Genomic DNA, 12,667 nt, shown 5'->3' on the forward strand with positions numbered 1-12,667 from the left:
CGCAACGATTGCCAGCCTTGGCCGGGCGCGCCATATGCCCCGCACCCCAACCCAGCGACGAAAGCCCGCGAATGTCTGCGATGTTCAAGATCACGCTCCCTGACGGCTCGGTTCGTGAGGTAGCGCCGGGGACTACCCCCGCGGACATCGCCGCCGCGATCGGGCCGGGTCTTGCCAAGGCGGCGATGGCGGCGCGCGTCGATGGCGAAGTGCGCGACATCATGCGGCCCTTCGAGGGTGATGCGCAGCTCGCGCTCATCACCGCAAAGGACGAGGCCGACGCGCTCGAGCTCGTGCGTCACGATTATGCACACATCCTGGCCGAGGCGGTGCAGAAGCTGTTCCCGGGCACGCAGATCACCTTCGGCCCGGCGACCGACGACGGCTTCTACTACGACTTCGCGCCCAAGGACCGCCCCTTCACAGAGGACGACCTGCCCGCGATCGAGGCCGAGATGCGCCGCATCATCGCCGCCGACGAACCGCTGATCCGGGAGGTGTGGCGCCGCGAGGACCTGATTGCGCGCTGGAACGCGCAAGGGGAAACGTTCAAGGCCGAATGGGCCGCCGAGCTGCCCGATGGCGAAGAGCTGACCGTCTATCGCGCGGGCAGGGGCGAGGACGCCTGGCTCGACATGTGCCGCGGGCCGCACCTGGCCTCGACCGGCAAGGTCGCGGCCGACGCCTTCAAGCTGACGCGCGTGTCGGGTGCCTATTGGCGCGGCGACCAGAAGAACGCGATGCTCAGCCGCATCTACGGCACCGGCTGGCTGAACAAGAAGCAGCTCGACGCGCATCTCCACCGGCTTGAGGAAGCGGCCAAGCGCGACCATCGCAAGCTCGGCCAGGAAATGGACCTGTTCCACCTTCAGGCCGAGGCGCACGGGTCGGTCTTCTGGCACCCCAACGGCTTCGTCATCTGGCGCGAGCTGGAGGCCTATATGCGCCGCGCAATCGACGCCGCCGGCTATCAGGAGGTCAAGACGCCGCAGGTGATGGACGCGCGCCAGTGGGAGGCGTCCGGGCATTGGGGAAAGTATCGCGAGAACATGTTCGTCATCCCCGACGAGGTGCCGAACACCGACGATGACGGGCCGATCGTGTCGAACGATGCCGAGTGGATGGCGCTCAAGCCGATGAACTGCCCGGCGCACGTCCTGATCTTCCGCCAGGGGATCAAGTCGTACCGCGATCTGCCGATGCGCCTCTACGAAAATGGCTGCTGCCACCGCAACGAGCCGCACGGCGCGCTCCACGGCCTGATGCGCGTGCGCCAGTTCACGCAGGACGACGCGCATATCTTCTGCCGCGAGGACCAGATCGTCGATGAGGTGCGCAGGTTCTGCGAACTCGCCGACCGCATCTACCGCGACTTCGGCTTCACCTATTCGATCAAGCTCGCGCTCCGCCCCGAAAATCGCTTCGGCACCGAGGAGATGTGGGACCAGGCGGAGGCCGAGCTGCGCAACGCGGTGATCGAGGCGGGACTGGCGACCGAGGAATATGGCTGGGAAGAGCTTCCCGGCGAAGGTGCCTTCTACGCGCCCAAGCTCGAATGGCACCTGACTGACGCGATCGGGCGGACATGGCAGGTCGGCACGATCCAGTCCGACCGCGTGCTGCCCGAGCGGCTCGATGCGAGCTATGTCGGCGAGGATGGCGAGCGCCACCGCCCGATCATGCTCCACCGCGCGATCTTCGGCAGCTATGAGCGGTTTATCGGCATCCTGATCGAGCATTTCGCCGGCCGCCTGCCCGTCTGGCTGGCGCCGACCCAGGCGGTGGTCGCGACGATCGTGTCCGATGCCGACGACTATGCCCGCGAGGTCGAGGGCAAGCTCAAGGCCGCGGGCATCCGCGCCGACGCCGACCTCCGCAACGAGAAGATCAACTACAAGGTGCGCGAGCACAGCCTCGCCAAGGTCCCGCACCTGCTCGTCGTCGGCAAACGCGAGGCCGAGGAAGGCACGGTCGCCGTCCGCACGCTCGGCCGCGAGGGGCAGCGGGTGATGCCGATCGAAGAGGCGATCGCGACGCTGACCGCGGAAGCGACGCCGCCCGATCTGCGTTGATCGGGCGGGCGCCTGTTGCGCCCCCGCATCACCCGTGGCCCGCCGCGCTCGATTGATCGTGACGGCGGGCCAAGGGCGCTTCCAAATTTGCGTTCGAGCGACTATCTAAGGCGATCGAAATAGCCTCAGGAGAAACAGCTATACGTCCCCCGATGCGGCGCCCGATGGCGCCCCCGCCCATGAACGGCCCCCGCTTCAACGAATTCATCCAGAGCCCACGCGTCCGCGTCATCGACCAGGACGGCGAGAATCTGGGCGTGATGTACACGCGCGAAGCGATGGAGCAGGCGAAGGAAGTCGGCCTCGACCTGGTCGAAGTGTCGCCCAACGCCGATCCGCCCGTCGCCAAGTTCCTCGACGTGGGGAAGTACAAGTACGAGGCCCAGAAGAAGGCGAACCTCGCCCGCAAGTCGCAGAAGACGCAGGAGATCAAAGAGATCAAGATGCGTCCGAACATCGACGATCACGATTACGACGTGAAGATGCGCGCGATCCACAAGTTCATCGGCGAGGGCGACAAGGTCAAGGTGACGCTCCGCTTTCGCGGCCGCGAGCTCAGCCACGGCCAACTCGGCATGCAGCTGCTCCAGCGCGTCGCCGGCGACTGCGCCGAGGATGCGAAGGTCGAGAGCTATCCGCGGATGGAAGGCCGGCAGATGCTGATGGTGCTGTCGCCAAAGTAAGCGAAGCCAGATGAGCAACAAAAAAGGGCGGTCCGATCGGGGCCGCCCTTTTTTGTTGCTCAGCAGAGGCTCGTCACCCCGGCTCCCGAGCCGGGGTGACAATCTTTCGGATCGTCAGAACTTCAGCCCGAGCGTCGCACTCGCGGTCCGCGGGGCGCCATAGAAGCCCTGCTCCCAATAGAGACTGGTAATGTACTTGACGTTGGTCAGGTTACGCACGTTGGCGGTCAGCGACAGTGCCGGCGTGATCGACCAGCGTGCCATGAGGTCGACCAGCGCATAGCCGCCTTGCCGCGTGAAGATCGCATCGCGCGCCGGTGCCGTATCGGTCGCAGGCACCGCGTCGCGCTGCAACCGCTCGATCTCGCTCTGATACTGGACGGCAGCGCCAACGGTGACCGCGGGCAGCGACGGCGGCGTGTAGGTCGCGTTGAGACGTGCGGTGTGACGCGGGACATAGGTCCGCACCGCCTCGCCATCCGCCGGGTCGCGCACGCGCAGCGCGGTATAGCCGCCGCTCAGGTTGAGGCCGGCGAGCGGCTGGCCGCCCAGATCGAGCTCGATCCCCTCCGACCGCGCGTCGATCGTCGTGTAGAGCTGCTGGGCGATCGTGGTGTCGAACCGCCCCGCCTCGGCGATGCCGTTCTGCTGCGCCCGGAACACCGCGGCCGACGCGTAGAAGCGGTTGTCGAACCAGCTGCCCTTGACCCCCGCCTCGACATTGTCGCCCTCGGCGGGCGGCAGGATCGTCAGCTGTTCGCTCAATTCGAACTGCGGGTTGAAGATCTTCGCATAGCTCGCATAGAGGCTGATCGTCGGCGTCAGCTCGAACGTCGCGCCCGCAAAGGGCAGGAACCGGCGCTCGTCATAGACACGATCGACGCCATACGAATAACCCTCGCTCTCGATCCAGGTATAGTTGCCGCCCACCATGATCTTGAGCGGATCGACGGGGTTCAGGCGAACAAGACCATAGACCGAGTTTCGCTTGGTCTCGAAATCGGCCTGAAGGACGAAGGGTGGAAAGTCGGGCTCGGCGATGCTGCCGTCGAAGGCGCTGTTGCCCGGAAGCGGCGCGCCTGCAGGCGGATAGCTCGACGACTGGCGCAGGCGGCTGGTGCCGCGATTGACGCCGACCACGACCTCATGGGTGCGCCCACCAATCTTGACCGGCCCGGTGACATAGGCGTCGAGCGTCAGCTCGCGCGTCGGCCCGCGGAAGGCACCGGGAAAGGCGAACAGCCCGGCATTCGCCGCCTCGCCGGGATTGCCATAGACGTAGAAGAGCCTCGAATCCTCGTCGACCGCCCGGCGCAGCACCGACAGCTTGGCGCTCCAGTCGCCGCTCAGTTCCTGCGTCAGGTCGCCGAAGATCTGCTGGTCGAGCGTGTTCCAGCGCGTCCATTCGGCCGAGGTGCTGGTCGAGCGTGGCAGGTCCGTCGCCGCCCCCTCGGTCGTGAAGAGCGGCAGCGCGCCCCACAGGCCGCCATCGGTGCGATTGTCCTGCCGCTGATAGCCGACCGACAGCGTCGTCGTCGGGGTCAGGTCGGCCTCGACGACACCGTACAGCACCGATCGCTTGCCGGTGTAGCGATCGAGATAGCTGCCGACGTCCTGATACGCGCCGACGATCCGCGTCCGCACGTCGCCCGCGGCGTCGAGCGGCACGGTCACATCCCCCTCCACCCGCTTGGTGTCGTAGGTGCCGCCGGTCAGCAGCACGCTGCCGGTCAGCGCGCGTCCGGGCCGCTTGCGAACGAAGTTGATCGTCGCCGAAGGGTTGCCCGTCATCGACAGGAGGCCGTTGGCGCCGCGCAGGACCTCGACCCGCTCATAGGCGGCGGTGTCGAGCGCACCGTTCTGGAGCCCATAGGCGAAGGGCAGGCCGACACCGTCGAGCTGGAAATTGGTGATGTCGAACCCGCGCGCCGAGTAATAGGTGCGGTCGGTTTCCGCCTGCTGGACGTTGATGCCGGTGGTGGTGCTCAAGAGCGTGTTGACGTCGCGCAGCTGGAAATCATCGATCTGCGCGCGGGTGACGACGCTGATCGACTGCGGCGTATCCTTCTGGCTCAGATTCAGCCGGCTCGCCGAGCGGGTGGCGCGGACGCCATATTCGTCATCGTCCACCGTGACGTCACGAACGCCGGTGACGACGATGTCCTGCGCGCTCTGCGGCTCCTCCTCGATCGGCGCGGCGAGGGTGAGCGCGGCGAGCAACAACGGTGCGGGCATCGTAACAAGTCTCCTTCTGCCGCGCGCTTTAACGTCGGCGACAGAAGATGCAAGTCACTCTCAATAGCGCACAGGAGATTGCGGATCAGTCGCAGCCGCGCCCGCCGCCATCGCCGCAATCGGCCGAACCCGTGTCGCTCGCTGCCGTGTCGCTGTTCGTCGTAGAGGCCGATCCGCTGTCCGCCCGCCTCATTGGCCGCCGCTTGCGTAAATGGCGACGGAGCAGCACGCCGCGCAGTACTACGACGGCGACGATCGCGGTCGCCACCAGCAGCAACGTCGGCGTATCGAGCCCCTGTCCCGCCGGCGCCGTCGCGGCCACTAGCAGCGGCGCGGCAGCCGTCATCATCAGAGTCGGTCGGATCATGTCAGCAAGCTCCCGCCAAATTCATGCCGCCTCGGCCATCGCGCCCTCGCCCGCCGCTGCCTCGAGCAGCCGCCGCTCGATCGCGCGCATCCGGCTGGCCGAGTCGATCTTGTCGCCGATCAGGTCGGTGACATAGAAGGTGTCGACCGCGCGCTCGCCATAGGTCGCGACATGCGCCGAATGGATCGTCACCTTCGACTGGAACAGCGCGTTGGCGAGGTGGAAGAGAAGCGCCGGTCGATCGCGGGCATTGACCTCGATCACGGTGAAGCGGTTCGAGGCGTAGTTGTCGATCAGTACCGCCGGCTCGATCGAGAAGGCATCGGCGCGCGGACGCGGCAGCGGCTTGGCGCGCAGCCGCTCGGTGATGCGCGCCCGGTTGAGCAGCGCGTCGCCGATCGCCGCCTTCAGCCGCTCGAGCTGGCCTGGATCGTCAAAGTTGCGGCCAAGCGGATCCTGGACGAGGAAATTGTCGAGCGCCATCCCCTCGCGCGTCGTATGGATGCGCGCGTCGATGATGTTGCCGCCCGCCGCATGGATCGCGCCGGCGATGCGATAGAAGATGCCGGGATGGTCGGCGGCGTAGATCGTCACCAGCGTCGCACCGCGCTCGCGGTCCGGCTGGGTATCCACCGACAGCTTGTCGTGCCCCGCGCGCTCGATCAGCCGGGCATTGCGTTCGAGCACGTCGAGGGGCTCGGCCACCCAATAGCTCTCGGGCAGCTTCCTCACGAGCCGCTGGAAAGCCGGCGCGTCCCAGCCGAGTGCTCGCGCCAGCGCCTCCTGCTTCGCCACGACCCGCTCGCCGCGCCCGCGCTGCTTGTGACCCAGGCGCAGCACTTCCTCGGCGGCCTCGTACAGGTCGCCGATCAACTGGCGCTTCCAGCCGTTCCACGTCCCCGGCCCTACCGCGCGAATATCGACGACGGTCAGCACCATCAGCATCATCAGCCGCTGCGGACTGGCGACCGCGCCGGCGAAATCGAGGATCGTCTTGAAGTCCGAAAGGTCACGCTTGAACGCCGTCGCCGACATGAGAAGGTGCCAGCGCACCAGCCAGGCGACGACCTCCGTCTCGGCCGCGCTCAATCCGAAGCGGGGGCAGAGGCGCTCGGCCACGTGCGCGCCCAGCACCGAATGGTCGCCGCCACGCCCCTTGGCGATGTCGTGCAGCAGCACCGCGACATAGAGCGCGCGGCGCGACACGATCTGGGGAAACAGGGCGGTCGCGATCGGATGCTCGTCCTTGAGCTTGCCCTGCTCGATCCGCGCGAGCAGCCCGACGGCTCGGATCGTGTGCTCGTCGACCGTGTAGTGGTGATACATGTCGAACTGCATCTGCGCGACGACGCGGCCGAAATCGGGCACGAAGCGGCCGAACACCCCCGCCTCGTTCATCCAGCGCAGCACCGTCTCGGGATCGCGGGGACTGGTCAGCACGCCGATGAACAGCGCATTGGCGCGGGGATCGTCGCGGTGCTCGTCGATCAGCTTGGCATCACGTGCGGCCAGCCGCATCGCCTGGGGGTGGACCTCCAGCCCGTGCTGGTCGGCGAGTGCGAAGATCTCGATCAGCCGGACGGGATCCTCGCGGAAGAATTGCTCGCCGGGCAGCGCCAGCCGTCCACGATCGAGCACGAAGCCGTGGAGCTTGCGCGGGGACCGCCGGATGAACGGCAGGCCGAACCGCCGCCCGCGCGACGCGAAGGTCTCGTCGAGGTGCGCGAGGAACACGCCGGTCAGGTCGCCGACCGTCTTGGCCTGCAGGAAGTAGAACTGCATGAACCGCTCGACCGCGAGCTTGCCCGGCCGGTCGGCATAGTTCATCCGCGCCGCGATCTCGCGCTGCATGTCGAAGGTCAGCCGATCCTCCGCGCGCCCGGCAAGCAGGTGAAGGTGGCATCGGACCGCCCAGAGGAAGTTCTCCGCGCGGTGGAAGCGGCGATACTCCTGGCGCGTGAGGACGCCCTTCTCGACCAGTTCGGCAGCGCGTTGCACGCCGTACGCGTCCTTGCCGATCCAGAACAGCGTATGGAGGTCGCGCAGCCCCCCCTTCCCCTCCTTCACATTGGGTTCGACGACGTAGCGGCTGTCGCCCATCTTGATGTGGCGCTGGTCGCGCTCGGCCAGCTTCTGCGCGATGAAGCCGCGGGTGTCCGACTGGACCTCCGACCGGAACCGCCGCGACGCCTCGTCATACAGATCGGTGTCGCCCCAGACATAGCGTCCTTCAAGGAGCGCGGTGCGGATCGTCACGTCGCTCTTCGCCATCCGCACCATCTCGTCGAGCGAGCGGGATGAATGGCCGACCTTCAGCCCCATGTCCCACAGGGCATAGAGCATCGATTCGATGACCTGCTCGCACCATGCGGTCCGCTTCCAGGGGGTCAGGAATCCCAGATCGATGTCCGAATGCGGCGCCATCTCGCCGCGGCCATATCCACCGACCGCGATCAGGGTCATCCGCTCGGCGGCGGTCGGATTGGTGTTCGGATAGATGCGCTGGACGGTAAAGTCCCACAGCAGGCGCAGAAGCTGGTCGGTCAGGAAGGCATGCGCGTTCGCCGTCTCGAGCCCGCGCGTCGGATGCTCGGCGAAGCGCCGCTCGATCTCGGCCCGCCCGTCGTCAAGCGCCTGCTTGAGGATCGCGGTGCCCGCCTGGCGAAGGCCCGTGCCCTTACCCCCCTCGACCACCGCAAGCCGGTCGGCAACGACGCGCCGGTCGATAATCGCGCGGCGGCTGGGCAGATGGGCGAAGCGGTTGGGCATGGCCGCCTAGATAAGGCGCGAAGGCCTGATTGTCGTGCCGTTTCGACTGACCGTCTCAAGCACCTCCCCGGCTCGGGGAGGTGCTTGGATCGATCTACTCCGCCGCCTTCGCCACGCCCACCAGCGCCGGGCGCAGAAGGCGGTCGCGGATCATGTAGCCGGCCTGCACTTCCTGCACGATCGTGCCCGGCGCGACGTCGGCGCTCGGCACCTCGAACATCGCCTGATGGCGATTTGGGTCGAGCGCCTCGCCGACCGAGGCGATGCGGCTGATGCCGTGGCGCGCGAAGATGCTCTCGAGCTCGCGCCCCGTCGCCTCTAGGCCCGTCACCAGCCCCTTGAAGCGCTCCTCGGCCCGGACCTCGTCGGGAATGGCCGACAGGCCGCGCGACAGATTGTCGGCGACCGACAGGATGTCGCGCGCGAACGCCGTCGCGGCATAGGTGCGCGCGTCGGCGGCCTCCTTCTCGGCGCGCCGCCGGACATTCTGCACCTCGGCTTGCGCATATAGCACCTGGCGCTTGGCCTCGGCCAGTTCCTCGGCCAGGGCGGCGTGAGCGTCGGCCTCGGCCACCTCGGGCGCGGCCTCGGCGGTCGCCTCGCGCAGTGCTTCGGCATCGGCCGTCCCGGCCGCCGTCGTGTCTTCGTTTTCCATAAGCCCCTGTCGTACAGTCCGTTCGTTCAAGCAATCAGCTCAAGAGCCGCGAGAGCGTCGCGGCCGTCAGGTCCACCATGGGCACGACCCTCGCATAGTTCAACCGCGTCGGGCCGATGACGCCGACCACGCCGACCACCCGCCCGTCGAGCGCGCGCACGGGCTTGGCGATCACCGATGAGCCCGACAGCGCGAACAGCTTGTTCTCCGACCCGATGAAGATGCGCGCGGCATCCCCCTCGCGTGCCGAATCGAGCAGGCGGGCAATCTCTTCCTTGTCCTCGAGCTCGTCGAGGAGCTGGCGCACGCGGTCGAGGTCCTCGGCGGCACTGGTGTCGAGCAGCCGCGCCTGGCCCCGCACGATCAGCACCGGGCGGCTGTCGCCATCCTCGCTCCAGACGGCGAGGCCCCGCTCAACCAGATCGCGCGCCGCAACGTCGAGTGCCGCCCGCTCGCGCGCGATCTGCTGGGCAAGCGCGGCGCGCGCCTCGCTCAGCGTCCGGCCGGCGAGCGTCGCCGACAGATAGTTGGCCGCCTGTTCGAGCGCGAAGGCAGGAAGGCCGGGCGGCAGATCGATCACCCGGTTTTCGACCGACCCGTCCTCGCCCACGAGCACCGCCAGCGCCTTGTCGTGGCTCAGGGGCACGAAGCCCACCTGCCGCAGCCGCGGCTCGCGCTTGGGAACGAGGACGAGGCCTGCACAAGCCGACAGACCCGAAAGCACTGCGGTCGTGTTGGCGATCGCCGTCTCGACCGGGCCGTCGCCGCCGCGCGCACCGCCCTCGATCGCGGCGCGTTCCTCGGGAGAAGGTTCGTGGCTCTGCATCATCCCGTCGACGAACAGGCGCAGGCCGCTTTCGGTCGGCATCCGTCCTGCACTGGTGTGCGGCGCGGCAAGCAGGCCGAACTCCTCCAGGTCCTGCATCACGTTACGGATGCTGGCGGGCGACAGGTTGAGGCCCGAGATCTTCGACAGCGTGCGCGAACCCACCGGCTGTCCGGTGTCGAGATAGCTTTCGACGACGATCCGGAACACCTCACGCGCGCGGTCGGTCATTTCGTGGATCGGCGGGGTCATGCCCCTGATCTAGGCGCGCGGGCGCCCCCGCTCAACGCTTTCCGACGAAGGCATCGATCGGAAGCAGCGCCGGTGCCGCCTCCAGCACCGCGCGCACCCGGTTCGCCTCGTCCGACCGACAGCCCAGATAAAGGTGCAGCGACTGCGGCGCGGCGCCGGTGTTCGCGTCCCACCTCACGTCGATCGAGGGCATGTCGGTCGGCGCGACGCCGCAATCGGGGCTGCCCATCTCGATCCGGCGATCGCCGGCTACGGGCTTCACCGCGCCCAGATGCTCGATGAAGCGCGCGGCGGTCGCGCGATCGACGCTGAAGCGGCGCTCGCCCGTCGCGGCGACGTGCCGTTGCCCGGTGAACACGCCCTCCCCCTCGGGCGTCATCGTCACCGAATAGACGGGGCAGAAGCCAAAACAGGGGGCGGTGGAATAGGTCACCGCCTCGCGCTCGATCGGCACCGGCGTGTCGGGCGCGGCGCCCGGCTGCATCGCACAGCCGGCGGCGAGCAGGGGCAACACGGCGGCAATCGAACGAAGCTTCACGGGCAATCCCCTTATGTCAGGCTGGCGCCAGCGCCACACCCGGTCTATCGCGCGCCTCAACCCAATAGGAGCTGAATAGATGCGCCCATCCGGCCGCGCCCCCGACGAAATGCGCCCCATCACGATCGAGCCTAATTTCACCCGCCATGCCGAGGGATCGGTGCTGATCGGCTTCGGCGACACGCGCGTGCTGGTGACCGCCAGCGTCGAGGAACGCGTGCCCCCCTTCCTGCGCGGCAAGGGCGAAGGCTGGGTGACTGCCGAATATGGCATGCTCCCGCGCGCCACCCACACCCGCGGCAGCCGCGAGGCGGCGAAGGGCAAGCAGTCGGGCCGCACGCAGGAAATCCAGCGACTGATCGGCCGCTCGCTGCGCGCGGTCACCGACCTCAAGCTGCTCGGCGAGCGGCAGATCACGCTCGACTGCGACGTGATCCAGGCCGATGGCGGCACCCGCACCGCCTCGATCTCGGGCGCGTGGGTGGCGCTGCGCCTCGCGGTCGACAAGCTGATGGCCGAGGGCAAGCTCACGACCGACCCGATCCTGCATCAGGTCGCGGCGGTCAGCTGCGGCATCCACAACGGCACGCCTGTCCTCGACCTCGACTATCCCGAGGATTCGGCCGCCGACGCCGACGCCAATTTCGTGCTGCTGGGCGACGGCAAGATCGCCGAGGCGCAGGCCACCGCCGAGGGCGCGTGCTATGACGAGGAGTCCCTCCTCCGCCTCCTCCGCCTCGCGCGCATCGGCTGCAACTCGATCTTCGAGGCGCAGCGCAAGGCAATCGGCCGATGAGCGGCGAGGGCAAAGAGCCCCAGGCGATCCGCAAACTCGCTCCCGGCAAGCTCGTCATCGCCAGCCACAACCAGGGCAAGGTGCGCGAGATTCGCGCGCTGCTCGCCCCCTATGGCATCGAACCTGTCTCGGCGGGCGAACTCGACCTGCCCGAGCCCGAGGAGACCGGAACCACCTTCGTCGCCAATGCCGAGCTCAAGGCGATGCAGGCGACCGACCTCAGCGGGCTCCCTGCCCTTGCCGACGATTCAGGATTGTGTGTCGAGGCGCTGGGCGGCGAGCCGGGGATCTTCTCCGCGCGATGGGCCGGCCCGACCAAGGACTTCACGCTCGCGATGCAGGCGGTCGAGAACCGGCTCGCCGCGATCGATCCCGCCCCCACCCGCGCCGCGCACTTCGTCTGCGCGCTCGCGCTCGCCTGGCCTGACGGGCATGTCGAATGGTTCGAGGGGCGCGTCGACGGCACGCTTGTCTGGCCGCCGCGCGGCGACCGCGGATTCGGCTACGACCCGATGTTCCTGCCCGACGGCGGTACGGAAACGTACGGTGAAATGGACCCGGAACAAAAGCATGCGACCAGTCATCGGGCTGATGCATTCCGGCAACTGGTGTCAACGGTATTTTAAAGCTAGGATCGTAGTCGCCTGATCGCGGCCGGCATGTGCAACGCATTTCAACGCGACGGGTTATCGATGGCAGCACGCGATGCCATCTTGCGGGCTGCTGATGTTTAGGGAGTGAGATATGTTCGGAAAGATTGCCCTGGCGCTTGCCGCCACCACCATGGCCGCCGCGCCGCTGGCCGCCAACCCGGCCGCCAGCCTGTCGGTCGCGAAGAATGTTCGTGCGTCTACCGCCACGAAGAACGCCAACCGTGCCATCGGTGGCGCGGGCCTGTTCGGCCTGGCGATCGGCGCCGGCGTGATTGCCATTCTGGCTGTCGGCCTGACCAACGACTCGGACGTGCCTGACAGCGATTGATCGCGCGCCGATCATCGTCGCCTCGTCCAAAGGGGTAGCGGAAAAGGGAAGCCGATGGCTTCCCTTTTTTGTGTCTGCCGTCAGCCGGCGCGTTCGCGCCACTTCGCCCGCTCGGCGAACAACGCCGCGACCGCGTCCAGATTGGCGCTGCCCCATTCGCACAGCGGCGTCAGTGCCCCGGCCAGGCTGCGCCCAAGCGGCGTCAGCGCATAATCGACGCGCGGCGGCACCTCGCGATAGTCGCGGCGCACGACAATGCCGTCGGCCTCCAGTTCCTTCAGCTGCTGGATCAGCACCTTGTCACTGACGCCGCGCACCGCACGCTTCAGCTCGCCGTAGCGATTGGGCTCGTCCCGCAGAAAATAGATGATCAACGGCTTCCACTTGCCCGAGATCAGGCGAAGCGTCGCATCGAGGCCGCAGCTGAAGCCGGTGACGGGATCGGGTCGAGGGTGGCTCATTCTTTGATACTTACCAAAAGGTGCATACTTGT

At 67.4% G+C, this 12,667-nt stretch carries 12 protein-coding genes; 5 read left to right on the forward strand and 7 right to left on the reverse strand.

Annotated elements, in window-relative coordinates:
* The first annotated feature begins 71 nt into the window (after positions 1-71).
* On the forward strand, positions 72-2,072 hold the full coding sequence (gene thrS / locus COC42_RS15710) for a threonine--tRNA ligase (RefSeq protein ID WP_096344321.1): 2,001 nt from the start codon (positions 72-74) through the stop codon (positions 2,070-2,072).
* A gap of 152 nt (positions 2,073-2,224) precedes the next feature.
* Positions 2,225-2,755 (forward strand): translation initiation factor IF-3, encoded by a 531-nt coding sequence (gene infC, locus COC42_RS15715; RefSeq protein WP_096344322.1) that lies wholly within the window; start codon positions 2,225-2,227, stop codon positions 2,753-2,755.
* Positions 2,756-2,869: 114 nt separating this feature from the next.
* On the opposite strand, the gene COC42_RS15720 is transcribed toward infC, so the two are convergent.
* The 6 genes from COC42_RS15720 to COC42_RS15745 form a co-directional block, all read right to left on the reverse strand.
* Positions 2,870-4,990, reverse strand: a complete 2,121-nt coding sequence (locus tag COC42_RS15720; protein WP_096344323.1) for a TonB-dependent siderophore receptor — start codon at positions 4,988-4,990, stop codon at positions 2,870-2,872.
* Between the two features lie 85 nt (positions 4,991-5,075).
* Complete coding sequence (locus tag COC42_RS15725) at positions 5,076-5,357, reverse strand: hypothetical protein (RefSeq protein ID WP_096344324.1); 282 nt, start codon at positions 5,355-5,357, stop codon at positions 5,076-5,078.
* A 21-nt stretch (positions 5,358-5,378) separates the two neighbouring features.
* On the reverse strand, positions 5,379-8,126 hold the full coding sequence (locus COC42_RS15730) for a [protein-PII] uridylyltransferase (protein WP_096344325.1): 2,748 nt from the start codon (positions 8,124-8,126) through the stop codon (positions 5,379-5,381).
* 94 nt (positions 8,127-8,220) lie between these two features.
* On the reverse strand, positions 8,221-8,781 hold the full coding sequence (gene grpE, locus COC42_RS15735) for a nucleotide exchange factor GrpE (RefSeq protein ID WP_096344326.1): 561 nt from the start codon (positions 8,779-8,781) through the stop codon (positions 8,221-8,223).
* 34 nt (positions 8,782-8,815) lie between these two features.
* Positions 8,816-9,859, reverse strand: coding sequence for a heat-inducible transcriptional repressor HrcA (gene hrcA, locus COC42_RS15740; protein WP_096344327.1), 1,044 nt, complete (start codon positions 9,857-9,859; stop codon positions 8,816-8,818).
* A gap of 31 nt (positions 9,860-9,890) precedes the next feature.
* Entirely contained in the window at positions 9,891-10,397 is a 507-nt protein-coding gene (locus COC42_RS15745) for a DUF6438 domain-containing protein (protein WP_096344328.1), read from the reverse strand.
* A gap of 79 nt (positions 10,398-10,476) precedes the next feature.
* Between COC42_RS15745 and rph the strand changes: the two genes are divergently transcribed.
* The 3 genes from rph (at position 10,477) to COC42_RS15760 (ending at position 12,174) form a co-directional block, all read left to right on the forward strand.
* Positions 10,477-11,193 carry a ribonuclease PH gene (gene rph / locus COC42_RS15750; RefSeq protein WP_096344329.1) on the forward strand — a complete coding sequence of 239 codons (717 nt, stop codon included), beginning with the start codon at positions 10,477-10,479 and terminating at the stop codon, positions 11,191-11,193.
* Complete coding sequence (rdgB, locus tag COC42_RS15755; RefSeq protein ID WP_096344330.1) at positions 11,190-11,819, forward strand: RdgB/HAM1 family non-canonical purine NTP pyrophosphatase; 630 nt, start codon at positions 11,190-11,192, stop codon at positions 11,817-11,819. Before rph ends, rdgB begins: the two co-directional genes overlap by 4 nt.
* A 118-nt stretch (positions 11,820-11,937) precedes the next feature.
* Positions 11,938-12,174, forward strand: a complete 237-nt coding sequence (locus COC42_RS15760) for a hypothetical protein (RefSeq protein WP_096344331.1) — start codon at positions 11,938-11,940, stop codon at positions 12,172-12,174.
* An 80-nt stretch (positions 12,175-12,254) separates the two neighbouring features.
* Here the strand turns inward: COC42_RS15760 and COC42_RS15765 are convergent, their stop codons facing one another.
* Complete coding sequence (locus COC42_RS15765) at positions 12,255-12,635, reverse strand: winged helix-turn-helix transcriptional regulator (RefSeq protein ID WP_096344332.1); 381 nt, start codon at positions 12,633-12,635, stop codon at positions 12,255-12,257.
* Positions 12,636-12,667 lie beyond the last annotated feature (32 nt).

The sequence above is a fragment of the Sphingomonas spermidinifaciens genome (assembly GCF_002351485.1).
GTDB lineage: Bacteria > Pseudomonadota > Alphaproteobacteria > Sphingomonadales > Sphingomonadaceae > Sphingomonas > Sphingomonas spermidinifaciens.